Below are 22835 nucleotides of genomic sequence, written 5' to 3' on the forward strand. Positions count from 1 at the left end.
GGGCATGCCAACGCCAGGGATCCGGCTCGGTGTCGACTTCGGCACCTCCAACACCGTCGCCGTCGTGCGGTGGCCGGACGGCCGGTCACGCGCGCTGCTGTTCGACGGCTCGCCGCTGCTGCCCTCCGCCGTCTATGCCGAGCCCGGCGGGACCGTCATCGTCGGCCGCGACGCCGTGCACAGCGCCAGGCTGGAGCCCGCCCGTTTCGAGCCCAACCCGAAGCGCCGCATCGACGAGGGCACGGTGCTGCTCGGCGACCGGGAGATCCCCGTCAACGACCTCGTCGCCACCGTCCTGCGGCGGGTCCGCGACGAGTGGACGCGCACCGTCGGCGACGTCGCGTCCGAGGTGACGGTGACGTTCCCGGCCTCGTGGGGCGCGACCCGCCGGCTCGCCGTCTCCGACGCCGCCGCGGCCGCCGGCCTCGGCCAGGTGCGGCTGGTGCCAGAGCCGGTCGCGGCCGCCGCCTACTTCACCCAGGTGCTCGGCAAGGACGTGCCCGTCGGCTCGGTCGTCGTCGTCCACGACTTCGGCGCCGGCACGTTCGACGCCAGCGTCGTCGCCCGCACCCAGGGCGGCTTCGAGGTCCTCGCGGTCGACGGCCGCGACGACATCGGCGGCATCGACGTCGACAACGCGATCGTGGCGCACATCGCCTCGATCTGCGAGCCGCAGGCCCCGCAGGAGTGGCAGCGGCTGATGAGCCCGCAGACGGTCGAGGACCGGCGGGCCCGGCGGCTGCTCTTCGACGACGCCCGGGTGGCCAAGGAGCGGCTGTCCCGCCAGCCCGCGTCCGACCTGACGGTGCCGCTGCTCAACATCGACGTGCACCTCACCCGCGACGAGCTGGAGCGCCTCGCGCAGCCGCTGCTGGAGCAGACCGTCCGCGTCACGCAGGGCGTCATGCGATGGGCCCAGCTGAGCGAGGGCAGCATCGCGGGCGTGTTCCTGGTCGGCGGGTCCAGCCGCATGCCGCTGGTCGGCACGCTGCTGCACCGCGCGCTGGGCACCGCCCCGGTGGTGATCGAGCAGCCCGAGCTGGTGGTCGCCGAAGGCAGCATGCTCACCGGCTCGACGGAGATCCAGGCCACGGCGGCGCCCGCCCCGGGCCCGGCGACGGGCGTGATTCCGCAGGTGCCGGGCTTCGACTGGCAGCCTCCGAGGCCGGCGTCCGGCGCCCCGGCCCAGTTCGGCGCGGCCACGGCGGCCGGGCCTCCGGCGGGCGGGCCTGCGGCGGGTGGGCCTGCGGCGGGTGGGCCTGCGGCGGGTGGGCAGTTCGGTGGTGGGCCCGGCGGTGGGCAGGTCGGTGCGGCTCCGTCCGGTGCGGGGCAGCGGGGCGGTCCGGGGGCTCAGGGTGCGGATGCGCCGTTGTGGCCCGAGGCGGGCACGTTCGCCGCTGAGCCGGCCGCGCCGATGTCGGGGGTGCCGATGTCGGCGCCGCCGGTCTCGTCGCCGCCCGGTGGCGCGGCCGGTGGGTATCCGGCCTATCCGGCGTCGGCGCCGCCCGGCAACTATGCCGGCGGCCAGGCCACCGGCACGCAGGGTGGCTATGGCGTGCCCGCCGCCGGTCAGCAGGTCAACTACGGGCCGCCGGTGTCGGTGCCCCCGGCGGGCTATGGTCAGCCCGCGTCGGGGCCGCCCGCCAACACCAACCAGCCGATGTCCGCCCCGCCGGCCAGCTACAACCGGCCCGCGTCGGCGCCGCCGGCCAACTATGGGCAGCAGGGCTACAACCAGCCGGCTTCCGCCCCGCCGAACTACAACCAGCCGATGTCCGGTCCGCCGGCGACCTACAACCAGCCCATGTCGGGCCCGCCGGCCACGTACAACCAGCCGATGTCGGCGCCGCCGGTGTCCGCGCCGCCGAACAGGGCGGCGGGGCAGATCTTCGTGTCGGGCGGCAGGGCGCCGGCCGAGCCCGCGACCCGCTACGACGAATACGGCGGCCCGGTCCGCCAGGCCCCGGCGCAGCAGCGGTCCGCACCGCGCGGTGACGAGCGGCGGCCGCGGCAGGCGCCGAGGCGGGGGCCGTTCGCCCGGGCGATGCTCACCCTGCTGGTGCTCGTCCTGCTGATCGCGACGCCGGTCGTGGCCGGATATGTCTCGTTCTACCTGACCGCCGACCGCTGGCCGCCGCCCGCCGACAAGTGGTTCGTCTCCACGAGCCGTGAAAAGTGAGTAACATTCGCATCGGTCAAGGCTGATCGAGGAGGGTGCATGACGCAGATCGACGGGCACGGCGGGGACCTGGCCCTCGCGGCATTGCGGGGCTTCGGGGTCGAGGAGCTGTTCACGCTCTCCGGCGCCCACGTCTTCCCGCTGTATGACGCCGCCCACAAGACCGGCGTGCGGATCGTCGACGTGCGGCACGAGCAGTCCGCCGTCTTCGCCGCCGAGGCCGTCGCCAAGCTCCAGCGCCGCCCCGGCCTGGCCGTGCTGACCGCCGGCCCCGGCGTCACCAACGGCGTCTCGGGTCTGACCAGCGCCTCGTTCAACGGCGCGCCGGTGGTCGTGATCGGCGGGCGGGCGCCGCAGTTCCGCTGGGGCTCGGGCAGCCTGCAGGAGATGGACCACCTGCCGATCGTCCGCGCGGTCACCAAGCACGCGGAGACCATCCTCGCCACCGACGAGGTGTATGCCCGCATGCAGGCCGCCGCGCTCGCCGCGCTGACGCCGCACCGCGGCCCGGTCTTCGTCGACCTGCCGCTGGAGGTGGTGTTCTCGCAGGCCGACGGCGTCGAGGCGAGCCCCGCGCCGGCTGTGGCGCCGGTCGAGGCGGACCCCGAGGAGGTCGCCCGGGCGGCCCAGCTGCTCGCCGCCGCGCAGCGCCCCGTCATCATCGCCGGCTCCGACGTGTGGGCCGGGCACGCCACCGCGGCACTGCGGGAGGCCGCCGAGGCGCTGCGCGTGCCCGTGTTCGCCAACGGCATGGGCCGCGGCACGCTGCCGCCGTCGCACGCGCTGGCGTTCTCCCGGGCACGCAAGGCGGCGTTCGGCGGCGCGGACGTGATCGCCGTCGTCGGCACCCCGCTGGACTTCCGGCTGGGCTTCGGCGACTTCGGCGGCGCGCAGGTCGTGCACGTCACCGACGCGCCGTCGCAGCGGGCCGGCCACGTCACCCCCGCGGCCGCCCCGTCCGGCGACCTCCGGACGATCCTGGCCGCGTTCGCGTCCTACTCCGGCCTCGTCGCCGACCACGAGGAGTGGATCGAGGCGCTGCGGGCCGCGGAGGACGCCGGCCGGGCACGCGAGCAGCAGGCCCTGGAGGCCGACACCGACCCGATCAAGCCCGGCCGCGTCTACGGCGAGCTGCGCAAGGTCCTCGCCGAGGACGCGGTCACGATCGGCGACGGCGGCGACTTCGTCTCCTACGCCGGCAAGTACCTCGAGCCGTCGCAGCCCGGCACGTGGCTGGACCCGGGACCGTATGGCTGCCTCGGCACCGGCATGGGCTACGCGATGGGCGCCCGGGTGACCTACCCGGACCGCCAGATCTGCGTCCTCATGGGCGACGGCGCGGCCGGCTTCTCGCTCATGGACGTCGAGTCCCTGGCCCGCCAGCAGCTCCCGGTCGTGATCGTGGTCGGCAACAACGGCATCTGGGGCCTGGAGAAGCACCCCATGCGCAACATCTACGGCTACGACGTCGCCGCCGACCTGCAGCCCGGCCTCCGCTACGACGACGTCGTCAAGGCCCTCGGCGGCGCCGGCGAGACGGTCGAGAAGCCAGGCGACCTGTCCGCCGCGTTCGAGCGGGCGTTCGCGTCTGGCGTGCCGTATCTGGTCAACGTGCTCACCGACCCGGAGGACGCCTACCCGCGCTCGTCCAACCTCGCATAACTCCGCCAACCGGCTGCCCGGACGCCCCCCCGCAGGTCCGTCCGGGCAGCTGCCACGGGCCACCTGGGCGCCCATCACCGGCCCGCCTGGGCGCCGGATTGTCCGGGCGCCCATCACCGGCCCGCTCGGGTGGCTGCCGGAGCGTCCACCGGGCCGTCCGGACCCCCACCACAGGACTGTCCAGGCTGCTGCAACGGCCCGCCTGAGCGGGCACCACAAGCTCGTCCGGGTGCCCACTACCACGCGTCCGGGTGGCTGCCCGGGCGTCCACCACCGGAGCGTCCGGTTGCCCACCACCGGTCCGCCCGGGTGGCTGCCCGGGTCCGTCCGGGCCGCCCGGCACCGGGGCCGGGGGCGCCCACTCCCGTCCGGGCGCTCACGCCCAGTGCGCCAGAGCGTCACCCGGCGGCTAAGAGCGAGCCGCGGCTCGGGCGGTCTGCCGGTGAGCCGTCGCCAGAGGCCCGTCCGCCGCAGCCCAGCCACCAGCGCAAGCTCGCGCGTGGTGGGCGGCGTCCGAACCGCTCGCGACCCGGTCGCCGCGCGCCGCGGTCGCCCAGGCGCGGTGACGCGGGCCCGGTTGCGACGCCTCTACAGCGCGGTCGCCCGTCCACGGCGATGCTGTCCTGGTCGGCCAGGTCACGGTCGGGCGCAGTCGTGAGGTCGGGCGGTCGCAGTCGCGAGCCACGCCACCGACACCGCCGTCGTCGCGCGGGCACAGTTGCGACGCTGCTGTGCCGCGGTCGCCCGTCCACGGCGGTGCTGCCTTTGGTCTCCAGGTCGCGGTCGCCCAGTCGCCGAATCGTCCCCGCGAGGTTGCTCGTCCGCGCGGCAACTCCAGCTCATTCGCGGTCGCTCGGTCTTCAGGGCACGGCCGGCCGAGCGCGACGGCGTGGCCGCTCCCGGTCGGCACAGCAAGGGGTTGCCCCGGTCGGCACAGCAAGGTCGAATCGCGGCGCGCGTGGGTCCGCGCCGGTGATCCGGAAGACTTCGCGCACCTCTGACTGCACAAGGTCTTCCGGATCATGGGGATCACGCCGGACGGCCGCCGGACGGGCCTGGTTGCCGTGATCCGGAAGACTTCTGGTCGTCAGGGCGACGAAATCTCTTCCGGATCATGGGGATGCACGCCGCCGTGGCCGGCCACCGGGATGCCGCGTGAGCGGATCCCAGCCGGCGCGGCACGCGCGGCTGTGCGCCGCTCACGGCGCATTGGGGGTGCGGGGTGAGAATCCCCCGCCGCGGCGGCTTGCCGCCGCAGCAAGCCCAGCCGCTGCAGCTGGCACAGGCTATTCGAGGCCCAGGAGGCGGGGGAGGGAGCCGATCGAGCCGATGACCTCGTCCGCCCCTGAGGACTGCAGTGCCTGGCGGTCGCCGGCGCCGGTGAGGACGCCGACGAGGAGGCCGGCGCCGGCGCGGCGGCCGGCGATCAGGTCCAGCGGGGTGTCGCCGACGACGACCATGCGGCGGACGTCCTCGACGCCCAGCTTCAAAGCGGCGACCAGCATGAAGTCGGGGAAGGGCCGGCCGCGGCCCGCGTCGGCGGGGGAGAGGACCAGGTCGACCTGGCCCCACCAGCCGAGGGCGTCCATGATGGCTTCCTGGGTGGCGCGGGCGAAGCCCGTGGTCAGGGCGACCTTGATGCCCGCGGTGCGCAGGGTCTTGATGGCCTCGAGCGCGCCGGGGATGGGCAGGACGGCGCCTTCGTCGACGAGCAGGCCGTAAGCCTCCTCGAAGGTCTCGTTGGCGGCCTGGGCCCGCTGCTCGTCGCCGTCGAGCAGCAGGCGGAAGACCTCGATGCGGCTCTGGCCCATCGTCTTGCGCACGACGGCGAGCATGCGGTCGTGCTGCGGGGTGCCGGGCGCGATGCCCTCACCCGCGAAGGCGACCGTGAAGGCCTGCTCGACCAGGCCGTCGTCCCGCACCGTCGTCCCCGCCATGTCGATGCAGGCGAGCTGCCACGCTGTCATCGCCCAATATGAGCACGCCGACAAGACGGGTTGGTGAACGGCGCAAAACGTTCAGAAGGTACCCTCCCGGCGCAGCTGCCTTGGCCTGCCGTCCGGGTCGTGGATGGTGTTGTACACCACACGTGCCCAGGTCACGGTACCCCCGCGTACCCGGGGCGGGCGGTACGGCAGGAGGCGGCCGGCGGGGCGGGGGCCGATCTTGCCGCTGTCGTGCCAGGCCTGCAGCGCCTTGGCGGAGGCGTCGAAGATCTCCTCGATCGGGCCTTCCGGGAGCTCGTCGAGCTCGAGGTGTTCCCGGCAGAGCCGTTCGCGGAGGTCCCGGGCGTAGCCGCCGGCGGGGTCGAGGACGGCGCAGGTGAGCTCGGAGTCGTGTGTCCAGGAGCGCAGCGACACGTTGTCGGAGCCGGTGGTGACCCACGTGTCGTCGACGACGCAGACCTTGGCGTGCACGTAGATGGGTGTGCCGTTGGCGTTCTCGGGGCTGAAGACGTGCAGCCGGTCGCCGCCCGCCTCGCGGAGCATGGTGAGGGCGCGCTCACGGCCGTACAGCTGCGGCATGCTCCCGAACTTGTCGGGGCGGTCCGGGTGCCGGGGGACGACGGCCACGAGGTGCAGGTCGGGGTGTTCGCGCAGCGCGTCGGCGAAGCAGCTGGCGACCTTCGGCGACCAGAGGTACTGGTCCTCCAGGTAGATCAGCCGCCGCGCGCGCCGGACCGCCTTGCCGTAGCCGCGGGCCACGCTGAACTCGCCCTGGGGCGCGAACGGGTAGCCGCCGCGGCGGTACGGGTACGTCCGCAGCAGCTGCACACTGAGGTCACCGGCCGGCGGGGGGTCGGGCAGCTGCGGCGGGAGCCGGTCGGGGTCCAGGTTCTCGTCCTCGACCTTGCCCTGGAACCAGTGCAGCGGGTTGCGTGACAGCGCCGACGGGTCCTCCCACCGCTCGCGGAAGGTGGCCTCGACCTGGCCGACCACCGGCCCGCGCAGCTCCAGCTGCACGTCGTGCCAGGGTGGCCGCTTGCCGTACTTCGGCGTGATCGGCACGGGCTGCGGGTCGCCCTCGTGCTCGGTCGTGTCGCGGCGGCCGTGGCAGAGGTCGATGCCGCCGACGTACGCCCGGTCCAGCTCGGGGCGGCCGGGGTGGCGCAGCACGACGAGCTTCTGGTGGTGCGAGCCGCCGACGCGGACCCGCATGTCGCGCAGGCACTCGCCGCCCGCGGCTTCGATCTTGCGGGCGAAGCGCCGGTTCTCCGCGGCGCTGAACTGCAGCGCGTTCCAGTGCGAGCGCCACAGCAGGCCCTTGACGCGCACGCCGCGGCGGGCCGCGTCGCACAGGACGTCCCCTATGGTCGGGCCGTTCTTGCTGACCCGCTGGCTCGCGTCGCCGCGCCAGTCGGTGAACAGCAGCAGGTCGCCGCGTTCCATGCGTTCGACCGCGGCGTAGAGTTCGGCGAAGTACGCCTTGCCGTCGATCAGCGGCCGCACGGCGTTGCCGTCGGTCCACGCCGAGATCCTGGTGTGCGGGTTGCCCCGCTCCTCTTCCGTGAGGAACCAGTCCTGTTTCATCGCGCCGCACCCGCCGTGGAGGAGAGGTCGCCGACCGGCTCCGGCGCGTCCTCGGCGCACGGCTGCTCGGCCAGGTCGCAGTTGGGTTTGACCAGCCAGTACACGGCGGTGAGCCACAGCGCCGAGAGCAGCATGCTACCCACGATGTCGGTCGGGTGGTGCATCCCGCGGTACATGCGGGACACCGCGACCCACAGCGGCATCGCCACGGCCAGGGCCAGGAACGCCCAGCGCCACCAGGCGCGGGTCCTCGGCATGATGAGCACGGCGGCGGTCGCCCAGATGAGGATCGTGGCGGCGACGTGGCCGGAGGGGAAGCTCGACGTCGGCATGGGCCCGTCCATGTTCTCCACGTCGGGGCGGGCCCGGTCGACGATCGCGGCGCTGGCGAGGAAGAGCGTCAGCTCGCCGAACATGACCGTCAGCAGGAAGATCACCGGGCGCCAGCGGCGGATCGCCGCGAGGGACACCGCGCCGATGACCAGGCCGATCGCGAGGATCGCGTGGGTGTTGCCGACCTCGCTGCCGACGATGCTGACATGGCCCAGCAGGTCGCTGCGGTGCGCGGCGAACCAGTGCGGGATCGTCGAGTCCCACAGCACGTTGCCGTTGCCGTCGCGGTACCGCGCCAGCGGCAGCCCGACCACGACCAGCGCGCCGAACGTGAAGACCCAGGCGACGGCGCCGAGCGCGAAGGCGCGGGCGGTGCCGGGCCGGTGCTCGTGCGGCTCGGTGGGGCGCAGGTCGTCGGCCGCCTCGGGCTCCAGGCCCTCTTCGAGCGGCTCGGTGACGCGCAGGCCTTCGTGGTACCGCAGCAGCTCGAACGCGGTGGCGCACAGCCCGAGCCACGCGATGCCGAGCGACCAGCCGCCGATCACGTCGGACAGGAAGTGCACGCCCAGCGCCAGCCGGCTGAAGCCGACCAGCGCGACGAGCGCGGCGACGCCGATCACCGCCGCCCTGCGCCAGCGGGGGCGCAGCGCCGGCAGGAACACCAGCAGCAGCGCCGTGTAGCAGATCAGCGAGTTGAGCGAATGGCCGCTCGGGAAGCTGTTGCCGCCGCCGTGCGCGACGGGCTGCTCGACGACGGGACGCAGCCGGCCGACGGCCAGCTTGAGCGTCGGGTCGAGGATGAGACCGCCGACGGTGGTCGCCACGAGGAAGCCGGCCAGCTTGTACTGCTTCCGGACGACGACGAGGGTGGTGCCGATCACGACGAGCCACGCCATGACGCCGAAACTGCCGAGCCGGCTGATGCCGCCCATCAGCGTCACCAGGAAGTCACTCGGCGCGACGGCCGCGTTGAGCGACTCGGCGATGCCCCGGTCCACCGACTCCAGCGGCAGCCAGCGCACCCGTACCGCAATGATCAACAGGCTGAACAGCAGCGCGGCCGCGCCGAAGCCGGCCATGCGCCAAAGCGCGGTTCTCTGGGTCCTCACGTTTGCCAGCATGCCCAGTCGGGGGAGAACGAGAACATGACGCCCGCCGATACAGCACACCGCGCCACGCAGAGCGACCTGTTCAAGAACCTGACCAAGGTCGGGTTCATCGGGTACGGCCTGCTGCACCTCGCGCTCGCCTGGGTGGCGGCGCAGATCGCCTTCGGTGAGGGCGGCCAGGAGGGTGACCAGTCCGGTGCCTTCCAGAAGCTCGCGGAGCAGCCGTTCGGCAAGGTGTTGCTCTGGTTCGTGCTGATCTGCCTGGTGGCACTCGCCCTGTGGCAGGTCGCCCTGGCGATCTGGGGGCACCGCGACGTGCGGGGCAAGGAGCGGATCTGGGAGCGGGTCGCCTCCGGCGCCCGCGTCGTGATCTACGGCGCCCTCGCCTGGACCGCCGGCAAGGTCATCATGGGCACGCCGTCCTCCAGCGCCGACCAGCAGCAGGAGGTCACCACCGGGATCATGGCCAAGCCGGCCGGTGCCTGGCTCGTCGGGCTGATCGGCCTGGGCGTCCTCGGGTTCGGTGTCGGGATGCTCTGGTACGGGTGGAAGCGCAAGTTCGCGCGGAAACTGAACTTCGGCACGGCGGACCCGAAGACCCGCAAGACCGCGACCAGGGCCGGGCAGATCGGCTACATCGCCAAGGGCGTCGCGTTCGGGATCGTCGGCGTCCTGCTGCTGCAGGCGGCGATCACCAACGACCCCGGCAAGTCCCGCGGGCTCGACGCCGCCCTGCACACGCTGGTGGCCCAGCCCTTCGGCAAGTTCCTCCTGCTCGCTGTCGCCCTCGGCGTCGCGGCGTTCGGCGTCTACTGTTTTTTCCAGGCCCGCTTCCGCAAGGTAGGGACGTGACCGACACCCGCACCGCGGCGGTGATCGTCAACCCGTCCAAGGTCATCGACCTGGACGAGCGCCGCAAGGAGATCTGCGGCCTGTTCGCCGAGGCGGGCAGGCCCGAGCCCCTCTGGCTCACCACCACCCCGGAGGACCCCGGCTGCGGCATGGCGGTGCAGGCGGTCGAGGCGGGCGTCGACGTGGCGCTGGTCTGCGGCGGTGACGGCACCGTCATGGCGGTCGCGTCCGTCCTCGCCGGCACCGACGTCGCCCTGGCCCTCGTCCCGTCCGGCACGGGCAACCTGCTCGCCACGAACCTCGGCGTCACCCGCGACGTGCGGGCCGCGGTCGAGGTGGCGCTGCACGGCGACCGCCGCCGCATCGACGTCGGCGTCGTGGACGGCGCCGACACCAGCACCGGGCACCCCGGCACGTTCACGGTCATGGCCGGGATGGGCTTCGACGCGGAGATGCTCGAGGCGACCCCCGACACGGCGAAGCGCCGGTTCGGCTGGCTCGCCTACGTCGCGGCGGGGATGAAGAAGCTGCACCGCAAGCGGGTCCTGATGCGGATCCGCCTGGACGGCGGCCGCTGGATCCGCCGCCGGGCCCGCAGCGTGCTCGTCGCCAACGTGGGCCGCCTCCAGGGCGGGATCCCGCTCTTCCCGGACGCCGAGCCGGACGACGGCTGGCTGGACGTGGCAGTCCTGACGCCCCGGGACATCACCGACTGGGTGCGCCTCGGCTGGGGCGTCGTCATGCGCCGCGGCGGAACCGCGCAGCTGGAGACCTTCCGGGCGAGGAAGGTCGAGGTCCACACCGACCGCGAGCAGGCCCGCGAGCTCGACGGCGACGTCGTCGCGCCCTCGCGGACGCTCGTCGCCCGGATCTCACCCGCCGCGCTCCTGCTCTGCGTGCCCGGCGGTGAGCCCGGGCACGGCGCGGAGGCTACTCGTCCTCGCGACGCTTGAGGTCCTCCTCCCAGCTGCGCAGGAGCTCGGCGTCCCGGCGCGACTGGTTGGTGTCGAGGTTGCGCAGGAAGTCCGGGTCGTCGTCGGGTGCGACCGGCTTCGTCGGCCTGCGCCGCGTGCCGCCCTGAGCGGCGAGCCCGGCGTGCTGCTCGGTCGCGAGCGGACGGCCCGCGAAGAACCAGGCGACCACGCCGACGACGGGGAGCAGCAGGATGACGAGACACCAGACGACCTTCGGCAGCCCCCGGACGTCGTCGCGGTCCGTGGACAGGCAGTCGATCAACGCGACCAGCGTCGCGACCAGCACGATGAGAAAGGGCAGTGCACGTCCCATGGCGCCATCATGACGCAGTGAAGCGCCCTATGACACCAGCAAGAGGGTGCCCGTCACGCTGTACAGGAGGATGAGCGTGACGACGAGGGGCAGCGTGCGGCGCACCGGGCGGGTGAGCCCGGCAATTCTCATCCTGATCAGGTGAATCGCGCCGGCCCAGGTGAGCCCGACGGCGGCCACCGCGACGACCGCGACCGGGCCGGGTGCCTCGAGCGCGGCGAGCCGCGCCAGGAGCAGCGCCACCGCGGTGAACGACACGCTGGTGCGCCGCCACGAGAGCATGGTGCGCTCCAGCTGCGCGCCGGGGGGACCGTCCTCGGACGGGCGGACGGGGACGGTCACAGGAACGTCGCCACCAGCAGGGCGACCGCGCCCACCGCGACGATCAGGGCCAGGATCGCGGGGAAGCGCGACGGCGGCAGCGCCTCACCCAGCCGCATCGCCCGTTCGCTGCGGGCCCAGTGGTCGACCGAGCGGACGGCGACCAGGCCGCCGAGCGCGAAGAGCGACACCGCGATCACCACCCGCAGCCGGTGCCCGGGCAGGAACTGCGCGATCGCCAGCCCGCCGCCGACCAGGGCGAGGGCGGTGCGCAGCCAGGCGAGGAACGTGCGCTCGTTGGCGAGCGAGAAGCGGTAGTCGGGGGTCGTGCCGACCGAGCGCACCTCGGCGGGGTCGAACCATCGCCGGATGACGGCCCACATCGACACCATTCTCAGACTCCTGTCAGTGGTACTGGGTACAGTCGCGCCCGATGCTGCGAACAACTCTGGCCGGGCTCCGTGCTCACAAGCTACGGCTGCTGCTGACCGCTACGGCCATCATGATCGGTGTCGGCTTCCTCGCCGGCACCCTGGTCTATGGCGATACGGCCAAGGCGGCCTTCTACGACGATCTCGCGCGCGCCGCGAAGAACGTCGACGCCTCCGTGGGCTCCTCCGGCTTCAGCGAGACCGGGCAGCGCTTCGACGCCGGCATCCTCGACGAGGTCAGGGCCGTGCCGGGGGTGACGCACGCCGACGGCAGGATGGCCGAGCGGCTGCCGATGCTCGACAGGAACGGGCGGCTCATCTCGTATCTCGGCAGGATCGGCTGGGCGCTGTCGACCCCCGGCGACGAGCACCTGTCGATGTATGACATCGGCACCGGCCGGCAGCCGCAGCGGGCCGGCGAGATCGCGGTCGACGACACCACCGCCGAGATCTACGGCTTCACGGTCGGTGAGCAGGTGTCGGTGGTCGGCCCGGACCAGAAACCGGTCGCGCTGACCCTCGTCGGCATCATGGACCTCGGCGCCAACAAGCGCTTCGCGGGCTTCACGGTCGCCGCGCTCACCCCGGCCGACATGCGCACGCTCACCGGCGCCGACGGCTACGCGCAGGTCGTCGTGTCCGGGCAGCCGGGCCTGTCGCAGGAGCAGCTCGCCGGCCGGCTCTCCTCGGCGCTCGGCGGCCGGGCCTGGGTGACCACGGGCGCGCAGATGCGCGAGGAGTACGCGCAGGCCGCCGCCAAGTACGTCGACGGCTTCCTGGTCGTGATCTTCGGCTTCGGCCTGATCGCCCTGGCGGTGTCGGTCTTCGTCATCTACAACACCTTCGCGATCCTGGTCGCCCAGCGGATCCGGGAGCTGGCGCTGCTGCGCTGCGTCGGCGCCTCCAAGGGGCAGCTGTTCGGCTCGGTGATCCTGGAGGCGGTCGTCGTCGGCGTCGTCGCGTCGCTCGGTGGCCTGCTCGTCAGCACCGTCGTCGGCGAGGGCCTGCTCATCGGCCGCAACACCGTCGGCAGCGGGGTCCGCGTCGACCGGCTGATCGTCACCCCCACCACCGTGCTGGTCGGGGTCCTCGCCGGCACGCTCTTCACGGTGGTCGCGTCGCTGCTGCCGGCGGCCACCGCGAGCCGCATCCCGCCGATCGCCGCGCTGCGCACCACCGCGGTGTCGGAGGTCGCGGCCGGGCGGCGGCTGCTGCGGATCGTCGTCGCCGCGATCCCGGCCGTGACCGGTGGGCTGCTCATGCTGTACGGCACCACGGTGCCGGGGTTCACCGGCGTGCCGATCGTGTTCCTCGGCGCGATCGGGGTCTTCACCGGCATCGTGATCGCCGCGCCGCTGATCGTGTCGCGGCTCACGGCATGGGCGGGCTGGGTGCCGGCGAAGGTGTTCGGCGCCGCCGGCCGGCTCGCGGTCACCAACGCCCTGCGCAACCCCAAGCGGGTCGCGGCCACCACCAGCGCCCTCATGGTCGGCCTGGCGCTGATGAGCGTCTTCAGCGTGCTGCTGGCGACCGCGCGGGAGCAGGCCGAGCAGGAGCTCGACGAGAACTTCTCCGTCGACTACATCATCAGCGGCGTCTACACCCCGGCCGGCCAGAGCCGGAAGGTGCCCCTCGGGGTGACCGCGACCCTGCGCACCCATCGCGAGCTGGCCGCGGTCGCCGCCGCCCGCAGCCGTGACGGCGACGTCGGTGGCCGGTACACCGAGATCTGGACCATGGAGCCGGGCGCCCTGGACACCGTCCTGCGCCCCGAGATCACCGCCGGGTCCGCCGGCGCGCTCAAGCAGGGCACGGTCGCCCTCAACCGCTTCTTCGCCGACGAGCTCGGGGTCCGCGTCGGCGAGCAGGTCACGGTCCGCACGCTGACCCTGACCGTCGCCGCGCTCTACGACGACGCGCCGACCGAGGGCAAGGCGCTGCTGGACTGGAGCGACTATGCGACCGTGTTCGGGGCCGGCGATCCCGACCAGGTGCTGGTCAAGGCCGCCGAGGGGGTCGCGCCGGTCGACTCGCGGGCCGCGGTCGACGCGTCGCTGAAGGAGGCGCCGCTCACCCAGGTCAGCAGCCAGGCGGAGTGGCGGGCCCGGATCACCGGCTCCCTCGACGAGCAGCTCGGCGTCTTCTCGGCGCTGCTGGGCATGTCGATCGTCATCGGGCTGACCGGGATCGCCAACACCCTCGCCCTGTCGGTGCTGGAGCGCACCCGGGAGTCGGCGCTGCTGCGGGCGCTCGGGCTGTCCCGCGGTCAGCTGCGCGGGATGCTGGTGCTCGAGGCGATGCTGATGGCGTTCGTCGGCGCGGTGGTCGGCGTCGGGTTCGGCGTGCTCGTCGGCGTGTCCGCGTCGGTCGGGCTGATCCGGCAGTTCGGCCACGGGCACCCCGTCGTGCCGTACGGGCAGCTGCTGCTCTACGTCGTCCTGGCCGCCGTCGCCGGTGCGGTCGCCGCGCTGCTGCCGGCCCGGCGGGCGGCGCGCACGGAGGTCGCCGCGGTGATGGCGGACGACTGATCCGCCGGTCAGACCGGCATGTGCCACAGCGACCGGATGAGCTCGGACACGCAGCGCTCGCGGGGGTGACCGCAGGTGCACCAGTGCTCCTCCGGCGCCTCGCAGGGCCGGTGTGTGACCTTTTCCGCAGCGTGCTGAGCGACCGCCGCGGAGAGCTCGCGGGCCGGCTCGATAAGCGCGGTTTTCTGTGACATTTCCCCCACCCCCGGCTTCAGGGTGAACCGTCTCGTGACACTTTTCACCGCCCTTCCGAACCTACTCCTGAGTAACATTCGAGAGGCGAACCCGTTGTCGAGCGGGTCGGGCCGTAACGTGGGGCGCAAGTCAGCCGCGACGGCGCGGCGACTGTCAAGCAGGAGGACCTCGGACCACGATGAAGATCGTCGTACTCGTCAAGCAGGTGCCGGACTCCGGCGCGGACCGCAACCTGCGCAGTGACGACAACACCGTCGACCGCGCGTCAGCCAGCAACGTCATCAACGAGATGGACGAATACGCCATCGAGGAGGCGCTGCGCCTCCAGGAGGCACACGGCGGCGAGGTGGTCGTGCTGACCGTCGGACCCGACCGTGCCACGGAGTCGATCCGCAAGGCCCTGTCGATGGGCCCGGACTCCGCCGTCCACGTCGTCGACGACGCGTTGCACGGCTCGTGCGCCGTCGCCACCTCGAAGGTCCTCGCGGCCGCCATCGCCCTGCAGGAGGCCGACCTGGTCATCTGCGGCGCGGAGTCGACCGACGGCCGGGTTCAGGTGATGCCGCACATGATCGCCGAGCGGCTCGGCATCGCGGCGCTGACCGGCGCCCGCAAGGTCACCGTCGACGGCACCTCGCTCACGATCGAGCGGCAGACCGACGAGGGCTACGAGGTCGTCACCGCCTCGACCCCCGCTCTGGTCAGCGTGTGGGACACGATCAACGACCCGCGCTACCCGTCGTTCAAGGGCATCATGGCCGCCAAGAAGAAGCCGCTGCAGACCCTGTCGCTGGGCGACCTGGGCATCGCCGCCGGCGAGGTCGGCTTCGACGGCGCGACGAGCACCGTCGTGGAGCACAACAAGCGCCCGCCCCGCCAGGCCGGCAACAAGATCGACGCGGGTGACGACGGCGGCAGCAAGCTCGTCGAATACCTGGCCTCCGAGAAGTTCGTCTAAGGGAGTTCGAAACCATGGCTGAAGTACTGGTCGTCGTCGAGGCCTCCCAGGGCGCCGTCAAGAAGGTCACCCTCGAGATGCTGACCCTCGCCCGCACGCTGGGCGACGCCTCCGCGGTCGTCCTGGGCGGCTCCGCCTCGGCGGTCGCCGACAAGCTCGGCGAGTTCGGCGCCTCGAAGATCTACGCCGCCGAGAGCGAGGACCTCGACGGGTATCTCGTGGCCGGCAAGGCCACCGTCCTCGCGTCGCTGATCCAGCGGGTGTCGCCCGCCGCGGTCCTCATCGCCTCCAGCCAGGAGGGCAAGGAGATCGCCGGCCGGGTCGCCGTCAAGCTCGACAACGGGCTGCTCACCGACGTCGTCGCCCTGGACGCCGAGGGCGTCGGCACGCAGGTCGTCTTCGCCGGCTCCACGATCGTGAAGTCGAAGGTCAGCAAGGGCCTGCCGATCGTCACCGTCCGGCCCAACTCGCTCACGCCGTCCCCGGCGCCGGCCACCCCGTCGGTCGAGCAGGTCGAGGTCGCGCTCACCGACAAGGACAAGCTGGCGAAGGTCGTCGAGCGCAAGGTCGAGGCGAAGGGCGCCCGCCCCGAGCTGGCCGAGGCGTCGATCGTCGTCTCCGGCGGCCGCGGCGTCGGCAGCGCGGACAACTTCAAGCTGGTCGAGGAGCTCGCCGACCTGCTCGGCGCCGCGGTCGGCGCGTCCCGCGCGGCGGTCGACTCGGGCTTCTACCCGCACCAGTTCCAGGTCGGGCAGACCGGCAAGACGGTGTCGCCGCAGCTGTACGTCGCGCTCGGCATCTCCGGCGCGATCCAGCACCGGGCCGGCATGCAGACGTCGAAGACGATCGTCGCGGTCAACAAGGACCCCGAGGCGCCGATCTTCGAGCTCGCCGACTTCGGCGTCGTGGGCGACCTGTTCAAGGTCGTGCCGCAGGCCGCCGAGGAGATCCGCAAGCGCAAGTAGCGCCTGCGCAAGCGCGAAACGGATGCGAAAGGCCGCCCACCGACCCCCGGTGGGCGGCCTTCGCCGTCGTGTGCCCCGCCGCCTACGGCAGGGTGCCGCGGAGCAGGCTCTTGCCGGAGTGGGTGGCGTCGCCGTCGTGCGGCTCGGCGGAGATGTCGACGATGTTGAACCTGCTCAGGTCGAGGTTGCCGGGCACGGTCAGCTCCTGGTCGGTCTTCGCGCCCATCACGCCGAGCGCCTGCATCCGCAGGCCGGGGCCCTGCAGGCTGGTGGAGTCCAGCAGCCACGCCTCGTAGTCGCCGTCGGCCTGCGCCGGCATGCCCTCCGCGTGTACGACCAGCTTCCGCTCCCCGCCGACGCTGACGAGGCACGCATACCCGCCCGCCCCGGCCGGTGCGCCGGGCAGCGCTTCGAGGGACACCCTGGGCGCGCCGGCGGAGCAGGCCGCGACGGGGGCCGGCGCCGGCTCGTCCCGCAGGACCAGCGCCGTGCCGGCGGTGGCGGCGACCGCGGCCACGACGGCCGCCGCGGCGGCGACGGCGGCGGTGACGCCCCAGCCGTGTCCGCGCGGCCGGGCCGCCCGCCGCCGCGACAACTCGTCGACGGACGGTGCGGGCCGTGGCCGTACACCCGCCGACGCGGCGACAGGAGGCGGATCGGTGTGCAGGGTCACCGGCGGCGGGGGCGTGGCCCGGTCGGTCGCCGCCAGCTCCGCGCGGATCCGCTGCCAGACGTGCTCGGGCGGGGGCGGCAGGTCGCGCAGCCGCTGGGTCTGCCGGCCGAGGCCGGCCACGTCGCGCAGCTCCGCCACCTCGGAGCGGCACCGCACGCACGTGTCGAGGTGGCCGGTCTCGTGCTGGTCGAGGGTCTCCTCACCGAGGGCCAGAAGCACCAGCCGCTCGGGCTCCAAATGTGACACCGTCCACCTCCCATCGACTGCGTAGTCTCGCCATCCCGCGCCGCAGGTGGCTCTTCACCGTGCCCAGCGGCAGCCCCGTCACCGCCGCGATCTGCGGGTGTGTCAGGTCGTCGTAGAACGCCAGCTCCAGCACCCGCCGCTGCTCGCCGGGCAGCTGGGCCATCTCGTCGGCGACGACGAGCCGGTCGACGACCCGGTCCGGGGGCGCCTCGACCTGGTCGGCGGGGGCGAGCCGGCGGACCGAGTCGGTGATCCGGTCGTCGCGGGCGGTGGCGCGGATCTGGTCGACGACCTTGCGCCGGGCGATGCCGAGCAGCCAGCCGAGCATCGACCCGCGGGACGGGTCGAAGCTCTCCCGGCCGAGCCACGCGGCGACGAACGTGGCCTGCGTGACGTCCTCGGCGTCGGTCGTGCTCGCCAGACCGCGCGCGGCGAGATGGAACACCGCCGGTCCGTAGCGCTCATACGCCTGTCGCAGCGCACGCTCGTCACCGGCGCGGAACAGGTCCGCGAAGCCGTCGTCGCCGTCGGTCGAATGCTCGACGCTCGTCGAGCTCACCGTGGTTGCCGCCATCGCACAGGCACGTCCTGAAGCTATCGCATCTCACCGGGGACTTCCGCCTACGTGTTCGGCGCGGAAGGGGCCGCTGGATGCACTTCGTGGCCATTTCCACTCGTCGCATCCGGCGCCGGTACGGGCGGCGAAACCCTGGCCGTCATCGTCCTTCTCGACAGGGAGATCTCCAGATGCGTCTTCGCAGGATGATTGCCGCGGTCTTCGTCGTGGCCGCTTCCACGGCTTTCTTCGCGACCCCGGCGCACGCGGCCGGGCCGTCGAAGGTGTCGGTCGTGCACGGCATCCCCGGCCAGCCCGTCGACGTCTACGTCAACGGCGCCAAGACCCTGAACAACTTCCAGCCGTCCACGGTCGCGGGTCCGCTGGACCTGCCCGCCGGCAAGTACGACATCGTGATCGTCAAGCCGGGTGATCCGGTGACCAGCCCGATCATCAAGGTCGACCAGGCCGCGGTGCCCGCCGACGCCAACATCACGCTGGTCGCGCACCTGACGGCCGACGGCAAGCCCACCCTGACGCCGTTCGTCAACGACGTGAGCAAGGTCGCGGCCGGCAAGGCACGCCTCGTCGTGCGGCACACGGCGGCGGCGCCCGCGGTCGACGTGCGCGCCGGCGGCCAGCCCGTGTTCAAGAACCTCACGAACCCCAACGAGGCCAAGGCCGACATCGCCGCCGGGACGGTCAGCGCCGATGTCGTGCTCGCCGGTACCACCACCGTCGCGATCCCCGCGGCGAGCCTGAACCTCGCCGAGGGCACCTCGACCATCGTCTACGCGGTCGGCTCCGCCACGGACAAGACGCTCGGCGTGGTCGCGCAGAAGATCGAGGGCCTGCACTCGGCGCCGGGTGGCGTGCCGAGCGGCACGGGCGGCCTGCTCGACCAGCCCGCGCCGTGGGGTCTGTACGCCCTCGCCGCCGCCGGTGTCGTCGCGCTCGCCGGTGGGGCCGTGGCCGTGCGGCGGCGGGTCCGCGCCTGATGCACCGCAGATCCGTGCTCGGCGCCGTGGTCGTCCTGCTCACCCTCGCCGGGTGCGCGGACGATCCGGCGCCGAGCGTCGGCGGCGCGACCGCCTCGGCGCTCGCCGCCTCCTCCGCGCCGGCCGCTTCCGGCGGGGTTCCCGTGCAGGCGGGGGCGCTGCCCGGCGCGGCCGCCACCGTCGCGCCGGCGCGGCTGGCGATCGAGAAGCTCAGGCTGACCGCCCGGGTCGACGCGGTCGGCATCGACTCCGCGACGGGCGACTTCGCGGTCCCGCCGAGCATCGACGAGGTCGGCTGGTACCGGTTCGGCCCCGGCCTGGAGGCGACCGCCGGATCGATCGTCATCGCCGGGCACGTCGACAGTGCGGAGCAGGGCAGGGGCGCGTTTTTCAGACTGCGCGAATTGGGTCCGGGCGATACGGTGACGGTCACCGGCAGTGACGGTGCGGTGCGGAAGTTCACGGTCGTGGCGCGGGAGATCTTCGCCAAGACCGCCGTTCCGCTGGAGCGATACTTCGCACGGGACGGCGCGCCGCGGCTCACCCTGATCACGTGCGGTGGCCCTTTCGACGCGAAGACCCGGCACTACCGGGACAACGTGGTGATCACCGCGCAACCGGCGCAGCGGTAAGGAGTGGACGGCCGTTAGGCTTGGGCCCGATGTCGTACCTCGACCATGCCGCCACCACGCCGATGCTCCCGGAGGCGCTCGACGCCTTCGTCGCTGCGGCGCGTGCAGTCGGCAACGCCTCGTCGCTGCACGCACCCGGCCGCCAGGCCCGTCGCCGGGTGGAGGAGTCGCGCGAGCAGATCGCCGCCGCGCTCGCCGCCAGGCCGTCCGAGGTGATCTTCACCGGTGGCGGCACCGAAAGCGACAACCTCGCTACCAAGGGCATCTTCTGGGCGCGGCGGGCCGCCGACCCGCGGCGCAACCGGATCGTGGCCAGCTCGGTGGAGCATCACGCGGTGCTCGACGCCGTCACCTGGCTGGAGCAGCACGAGGGCGCCTCGGTCACCTGGCTGCCCGTCTCGCCGTCGGGCCGGGTGGACCCGGCTGACCTCGCCGCCGCGCTCGACGGTGACGACGTGGCCGTGGCCACCGTCATGTGGGCCAACAACGAGGTCGGCACCATCCAGCCCGTCGCGGAGCTCGCGGCGGCCGCCGCGGCGTCGGGTGTGCCGTTCCACACCGACGCGGTCCAGGCCGTCGGGCAGATCCCGGTCGACTTCGCCGCCAGCGGCGCGGCCGCGCTCACCGTCAGCGGGCACAAGCTCGGCGGCCCGATCGGCGTCGGCGCGCTCCTGCTCGGCCGCGAGGTCGCCTGCACCCCGCTGCTGCACGGCGGCGGCCAGGAGCGCGACGTGCGGTCCGGCACCCTCGACGTGCCCGGCATCGTCGCGCTCGCCGTGGCGGTCGAGCTGTCGGTCAAGACCCAGCGCGAGACCGCCGAGCGGATCGGGCGGCTGCGCGACGACCTCGTCGCCCGCGTCCGCGACGCCGTGCCCGGCGCGATCCTCAACGGCGACCCGGTGGACCGCCTGCCGGGCAACGCGCACTTCTCGTTCCCGGGCTGCGAGGGCGACGCGTTGCTGCTGCTGCTCGACGCCCAGGGCATCGCGTGCTCGACCGGCTCCGCCTGCTCGGCCGGTGTCGCGCAGCCGTCGCACGTACTGATCGCGATGGGCGCCGGTGACGCCGAGGCGCGCTCGTCGCTGCGTTTCACGCTCGGGCACACCTCGACCGTCGCCGACGTCGACGCGCTGGTCGCGGCGCTGCCCGGCGCGGTCGAGCGGGCCCGGCGGGCGGGGGCGGTCAAGTCCCGCCTCTAGGGTGGGCCTCGTCTTGCCGCCTCTAGGGTGGGCCTCGTCCTGCCGGTGGGCTTCGCCTTGCTGTGGGCTTCGCCTTGCCGGTGGGCTTCGTCTCGCTGTGGGCTTTGCCTTGCCGGTGGGCTTCGTCTCGCTCTGGGTAGGCTTCTTCTCGTGAGAGTGCTTGCGGCGATGTCAGGTGGGGTCGACTCGGCGGTCGCGGCCGCGCGGGCGGCCGAGGCCGGTCACGACGTGACCGGGGTCCACCTCGCCCTGGCGCGCAACCCGCAGACCTATCGCAGCGGCGCCCGCGGCTGCTGCACCCTGGAGGACGCCCGCGACGCGCGGCGCGCCGCCGACGTGATCGGCATCCCGTTCTACGTCTGGGACATGGCCGAGCAGTTCCACGACTCCGTCGTCGACGACTTCGTCGCCGAGTACGCGGCCGGCCGCACGCCGAACCCGTGCCTGCGGTGCAACGAGAAGATCAAGTTCGAGGCGGTGCTGGACCGGGCGGTGGCCCTCGGGTTCGACGCGGTCGTCACCGGGCACCACGCCAGGCTGGGCGCGGACGGGCTGCTGCGGCGCAGCGTCGACGACGCGAAGGACCAGTCCTATGTCCTGGCGGTGCTGACCGCCGCGCAGCTGTCGCGGGCGATGTTCCCCCTCGGCGACTCGACGAAGACCCGGGTCCGCGCGGAGGCGCTCGAACGAGGGCTCGCGGTGGCCGACAAGCCGGACAGCCACGACATCTGCTTCATCGCCGACGGGGACACCCGCAAGTTCCTCGCGGACCGGATCGGCTCGCAGCCCGGCGACATCGTGGAGGCCACCACCGGTGCCGTCATCGGGCGGCACGAGGGCGCGTTCGCCTACACGGTGGGCCAGCGCCGGGGGCTCGACCTGCGCGTCTCGGCGCCGGACCGCAACCCGCGCTACGTGCTGTCGATCACGCCCGCCACCAACACCGTCACCGTTGGCCCGGGCGCCATGCTCGACGTCTCCACGGTGGTGGGCACGCGGCCGATCTGGCACGCCCCCTCCGCCGCCGTCGACTGCACCGTCCAGCTGCGGGCGCACGGGTCCGTCTTCCCGGCGTCGGTCCGCGTCGACGGCGCCTCGCTGACCGCCGCCCTGTCCTCGCCCGCCCGCGGCGTCGCCGCCGGTCAGGCGATCGTGTGCTACCAGCCGTCGCCCGACGGCGACATCGTGCTCGGCTCCGCGACGATTTCGGAAACTTCATGACATTTCCCTGGCCGGTGGGGTCCGCCACCGGGATCGGCTCGATGCCCGGCACCGACATCGCCGAAGCGCAGCGGATCGTGCTCGGCGAGCTGCCCGACCTGCCGCACCTGCCGGAGCTGCCCGGTCGCGGCGCCGGCGCCGACATGATCGGCAGGGGCGGGGCGCTGCTGACCGAGCTGCCGGTCGAGCTGTACGCGGGACGCTGGCGCGTCGCCTCCCGGCCCGGCCACGACCTGCGGGTCGCGCTGGACTTCCTGGAGCGCGACCTCGACACCATGACCGAACAGGCCGCCGACTTCACCGGCCTGTTCAAGATCCAGGTCCCCGGGCCGTGGACCCTGGCCGCGTCGCTGCAGCTGCCGATCGGCGGTGCGGTCCTGCGCGACCACGGCGCCAGCCGCGACCTCGCGGCCTCGCTCGCCGACGGCGTCCGCGCGCACGTCGCGCAGGTGCGGGCCCGGCTGCCGCACGCCACGATCCTGCTGCAGGTCGACGAGCCGTCCCTGCCCGCGGTGCTGGCCGGACGGGTGCCCTCGGAGAGCGGGTACGCCACCCTGCGCTCCGTCCCCGTCCCCGTCGCGCACGCCGCGCTGGCCTCCGTGATCTCGGCGGCCGACGGGCCGGTCGTCGTGCACTGCTGCGCGCCGGACGTGCCGCTGTCGCTGCTGCGCACCGCCGGGGCGCTCGCCGTCGCGATGGACCTGTCGCTGCTCTCCGACCTCGACGCGCTCGGCGAGCAGATCGACGGCGGCATGGGGCTCTTCGCCGGCGTCTCCGGGCCGTCGCCCGCCTCGACCGTGCGGGACCTGTGGCGCAAGCTGGGCTTCCCGCTCAGCTCGCTCGCGGTCCAGGTGGTGGTCACCCCGCCGTGCGGACTGTCCGGCCCGCCGCTGCCCGCGCTGCGTGCGGTGCGCGACGCCGGGCGGCGGCTCACCGACGATCTCTGATTTCTGTCGTACC

The 22835-nt window shown here is 73.2% G+C and carries 20 protein-coding genes; 12 read left to right on the forward strand and 8 right to left on the reverse strand.

Going from position 1 to position 22835, the window contains the following annotated elements:
- Positions 1 to 4 precede the first annotated feature (4 nt).
- Both ACZ6TV_RS04000 and ACZ6TV_RS04005 read left to right on the forward strand, forming a co-directional pair.
- The gene (locus ACZ6TV_RS04000) at positions 5 to 2179 is read left to right on the forward strand and encodes an Hsp70 family protein (RefSeq protein WP_465295130.1); all 2175 of its coding nucleotides are present in this window, start codon (positions 5 to 7) and stop codon (positions 2177 to 2179) included.
- Between the two features lie 39 nt (positions 2180 to 2218).
- Positions 2219 to 3841, forward strand: a complete 1623-nt coding sequence (locus ACZ6TV_RS04005; protein ID WP_465295132.1) for an acetolactate synthase — start codon at positions 2219 to 2221, stop codon at positions 3839 to 3841.
- Between the two features lie 1286 nt (positions 3842 to 5127).
- Here the strand turns inward: ACZ6TV_RS04005 and ACZ6TV_RS04010 are convergent.
- Genes ACZ6TV_RS04010 through ACZ6TV_RS04020 form a run of 3 tightly spaced genes read right to left on the reverse strand, consistent with a single transcriptional unit; the run spans position 5128 to position 8813 of the window.
- Entirely contained in the window at positions 5128 to 5808 is a 681-nt protein-coding gene (locus ACZ6TV_RS04010) for a phosphonatase-like hydrolase (protein WP_465295134.1), read from the reverse strand.
- 51 nt (positions 5809 to 5859) lie between these two features.
- Positions 5860 to 7371: a phospholipase D family protein gene (locus tag ACZ6TV_RS04015; RefSeq protein WP_465295136.1), complete on the reverse strand. Its 1512-nt coding sequence runs from the start codon at positions 7369 to 7371 to the stop codon at positions 5860 to 5862.
- Entirely contained in the window at positions 7368 to 8813 is a 1446-nt protein-coding gene (locus ACZ6TV_RS04020; RefSeq protein WP_465295138.1) for a phosphatase PAP2 family protein, read from the reverse strand. The genes ACZ6TV_RS04015 and ACZ6TV_RS04020 overlap by 4 nt, the downstream gene beginning before the upstream one ends.
- Positions 8814 to 8849: 36 nt before the next feature.
- On the opposite strand from ACZ6TV_RS04020, the gene ACZ6TV_RS04025 reads away from it, so the two are divergent.
- Together ACZ6TV_RS04025 and ACZ6TV_RS04030 are read left to right on the forward strand one after the other, a co-directional pair.
- Positions 8850 to 9665 carry a DUF1206 domain-containing protein gene (locus ACZ6TV_RS04025; RefSeq protein WP_465295140.1) on the forward strand — a complete coding sequence of 272 codons (816 nt, stop codon included), beginning with the start codon at positions 8850 to 8852 and terminating at the stop codon, positions 9663 to 9665.
- A complete protein-coding gene (locus ACZ6TV_RS04030; RefSeq protein ID WP_465295142.1) occupies positions 9662 to 10618 on the forward strand; it encodes a diacylglycerol/lipid kinase family protein in 957 nt (318 codons plus the stop codon). Before ACZ6TV_RS04025 ends, ACZ6TV_RS04030 begins: the two co-directional genes overlap by 4 nt.
- Here the strand turns inward: ACZ6TV_RS04030 and ACZ6TV_RS04035 are convergent.
- The 3 genes from ACZ6TV_RS04035 to ACZ6TV_RS04045 are packed head-to-tail and all read right to left on the reverse strand — an operon-like array spanning position 10596 to position 11656.
- Positions 10596 to 10952, reverse strand: a complete 357-nt coding sequence (locus tag ACZ6TV_RS04035; protein ID WP_465295144.1) for a PLD nuclease N-terminal domain-containing protein — start codon at positions 10950 to 10952, stop codon at positions 10596 to 10598. The genes ACZ6TV_RS04030 and ACZ6TV_RS04035 overlap by 23 nt on opposite strands.
- Before the next feature lie 27 nt (positions 10953 to 10979).
- Positions 10980 to 11294 (reverse strand): DUF202 domain-containing protein, encoded by a 315-nt coding sequence (locus ACZ6TV_RS04040; RefSeq protein WP_465295146.1) that lies wholly within the window; start codon positions 11292 to 11294, stop codon positions 10980 to 10982.
- A complete protein-coding gene (locus tag ACZ6TV_RS04045; RefSeq protein ID WP_465295148.1) occupies positions 11291 to 11656 on the reverse strand; it encodes a YidH family protein in 366 nt (121 codons plus the stop codon). The genes ACZ6TV_RS04040 and ACZ6TV_RS04045 overlap by 4 nt, the downstream gene beginning before the upstream one ends.
- Before the next feature lie 50 nt (positions 11657 to 11706).
- Between ACZ6TV_RS04045 and ACZ6TV_RS04050 the strand changes: the two genes are divergently transcribed.
- The 3 genes from ACZ6TV_RS04050 to ACZ6TV_RS04060 all read left to right on the forward strand — a co-directional run bounded on the left by ACZ6TV_RS04050 (position 11707) and on the right by ACZ6TV_RS04060 (position 16350).
- On the forward strand, positions 11707 to 14232 hold the full coding sequence (locus ACZ6TV_RS04050) for an ABC transporter permease (protein ID WP_465295150.1): 2526 nt from the start codon (positions 11707 to 11709) through the stop codon (positions 14230 to 14232).
- A gap of 373 nt (positions 14233 to 14605) precedes the next feature.
- Positions 14606 to 15385: an electron transfer flavoprotein subunit beta/FixA family protein gene (locus tag ACZ6TV_RS04055; protein ID WP_465295152.1), complete on the forward strand. Its 780-nt coding sequence runs from the start codon at positions 14606 to 14608 to the stop codon at positions 15383 to 15385.
- A 14-nt stretch (positions 15386 to 15399) separates the two neighbouring features.
- Complete coding sequence (locus ACZ6TV_RS04060) at positions 15400 to 16350, forward strand: electron transfer flavoprotein subunit alpha/FixB family protein (protein WP_465295154.1); 951 nt, start codon at positions 15400 to 15402, stop codon at positions 16348 to 16350.
- A gap of 82 nt (positions 16351 to 16432) precedes the next feature.
- Here the strand turns inward: ACZ6TV_RS04060 and ACZ6TV_RS04065 are convergent, their stop codons facing one another.
- Together ACZ6TV_RS04065 and ACZ6TV_RS04070 are read right to left on the reverse strand one after the other, a co-directional pair.
- Entirely contained in the window at positions 16433 to 17269 is an 837-nt protein-coding gene (locus ACZ6TV_RS04065; protein ID WP_465295156.1) for an anti-sigma factor, read from the reverse strand.
- A complete protein-coding gene (locus ACZ6TV_RS04070; protein ID WP_465295158.1) occupies positions 17223 to 17843 on the reverse strand; it encodes an RNA polymerase sigma factor in 621 nt (206 codons plus the stop codon). The genes ACZ6TV_RS04065 and ACZ6TV_RS04070 overlap by 47 nt, the downstream gene beginning before the upstream one ends.
- Before the next feature lie 173 nt (positions 17844 to 18016).
- Here ACZ6TV_RS04070 and ACZ6TV_RS04075 point away from each other — a divergent pair, with 173 nt between their 5' ends.
- The 5 genes from ACZ6TV_RS04075 (at position 18017) to ACZ6TV_RS04095 (ending at position 22822) form a co-directional block, all read left to right on the forward strand.
- Positions 18017 to 18823, forward strand: a complete 807-nt coding sequence (locus ACZ6TV_RS04075; protein ID WP_465295160.1) for a DUF4397 domain-containing protein — start codon at positions 18017 to 18019, stop codon at positions 18821 to 18823.
- Positions 18823 to 19455, forward strand: a complete 633-nt coding sequence (locus tag ACZ6TV_RS04080; RefSeq protein WP_465295162.1) for a class F sortase — start codon at positions 18823 to 18825, stop codon at positions 19453 to 19455. Before ACZ6TV_RS04075 ends, ACZ6TV_RS04080 begins: the two co-directional genes overlap by 1 nt.
- Before the next feature lie 29 nt (positions 19456 to 19484).
- Positions 19485 to 20654, forward strand: coding sequence for a cysteine desulfurase family protein (locus ACZ6TV_RS04085; RefSeq protein ID WP_465295164.1), 1170 nt, complete (start codon positions 19485 to 19487; stop codon positions 20652 to 20654).
- Positions 20655 to 20804: 150 nt separating this feature from the next.
- Entirely contained in the window at positions 20805 to 21875 is a 1071-nt protein-coding gene (gene mnmA / locus ACZ6TV_RS04090) for a tRNA 2-thiouridine(34) synthase MnmA (protein WP_465295166.1), read from the forward strand.
- The gene (locus ACZ6TV_RS04095; RefSeq protein WP_465295168.1) at positions 21872 to 22822 is read left to right on the forward strand and encodes a uroporphyrinogen decarboxylase/cobalamine-independent methonine synthase family protein; all 951 of its coding nucleotides are present in this window, start codon (positions 21872 to 21874) and stop codon (positions 22820 to 22822) included. The genes mnmA and ACZ6TV_RS04095 overlap by 4 nt, the downstream gene beginning before the upstream one ends.
- The last annotated feature ends 13 nt before the right edge of the window (positions 22823 to 22835 follow it).

This window comes from Dactylosporangium sp. NPDC051087, from assembly GCF_055586325.1.

Coding starts and splice junctions, on each gene's coding strand:
- ACZ6TV_RS04005 (WP_465295132.1), top strand. CDS start 2,219: ATGACGCAGATCGACGGGCACGGCGGGGACCTGGCCCTCGCGGCATTG.
- ACZ6TV_RS04010 (WP_465295134.1), bottom strand. CDS start 5,808: ATGACAGCGTGGCAGCTCGCCTGCATCGACATGGCGGGGACGACGGTG.
- ACZ6TV_RS04070 (WP_465295158.1), bottom strand. CDS start 17,843: ATGGCGGCAACCACGGTGAGCTCGACGAGCGTCGAGCATTCGACCGAC.
- ACZ6TV_RS04080 (WP_465295162.1), top strand. CDS start 18,823: ATGCACCGCAGATCCGTGCTCGGCGCCGTGGTCGTCCTGCTCACCCTC.
- ACZ6TV_RS04095 (WP_465295168.1), top strand. CDS start 21,872: ATGACATTTCCCTGGCCGGTGGGGTCCGCCACCGGGATCGGCTCGATG.
- ACZ6TV_RS04045 (WP_465295148.1), bottom strand. CDS start 11,656: ATGTGGGCCGTCATCCGGCGATGGTTCGACCCCGCCGAGGTGCGCTCG.
- ACZ6TV_RS04025 (WP_465295140.1), top strand. CDS start 8,850: ATGACGCCCGCCGATACAGCACACCGCGCCACGCAGAGCGACCTGTTC.
- ACZ6TV_RS04035 (WP_465295144.1), bottom strand. CDS start 10,952: ATGGGACGTGCACTGCCCTTTCTCATCGTGCTGGTCGCGACGCTGGTC.
- ACZ6TV_RS04085 (WP_465295164.1), top strand. CDS start 19,485: ATGTCGTACCTCGACCATGCCGCCACCACGCCGATGCTCCCGGAGGCG.
- ACZ6TV_RS04055 (WP_465295152.1), top strand. CDS start 14,606: ATGAAGATCGTCGTACTCGTCAAGCAGGTGCCGGACTCCGGCGCGGAC.
- ACZ6TV_RS04075 (WP_465295160.1), top strand. CDS start 18,017: ATGCGTCTTCGCAGGATGATTGCCGCGGTCTTCGTCGTGGCCGCTTCC.
- ACZ6TV_RS04015 (WP_465295136.1), bottom strand. CDS start 7,371: ATGAAACAGGACTGGTTCCTCACGGAAGAGGAGCGGGGCAACCCGCAC.
- ACZ6TV_RS04050 (WP_465295150.1), top strand. CDS start 11,707: ATGCTGCGAACAACTCTGGCCGGGCTCCGTGCTCACAAGCTACGGCTG.
- ACZ6TV_RS04000 (WP_465295130.1), top strand. CDS start 5: ATGCCAACGCCAGGGATCCGGCTCGGTGTCGACTTCGGCACCTCCAAC.
- ACZ6TV_RS04060 (WP_465295154.1), top strand. CDS start 15,400: ATGGCTGAAGTACTGGTCGTCGTCGAGGCCTCCCAGGGCGCCGTCAAG.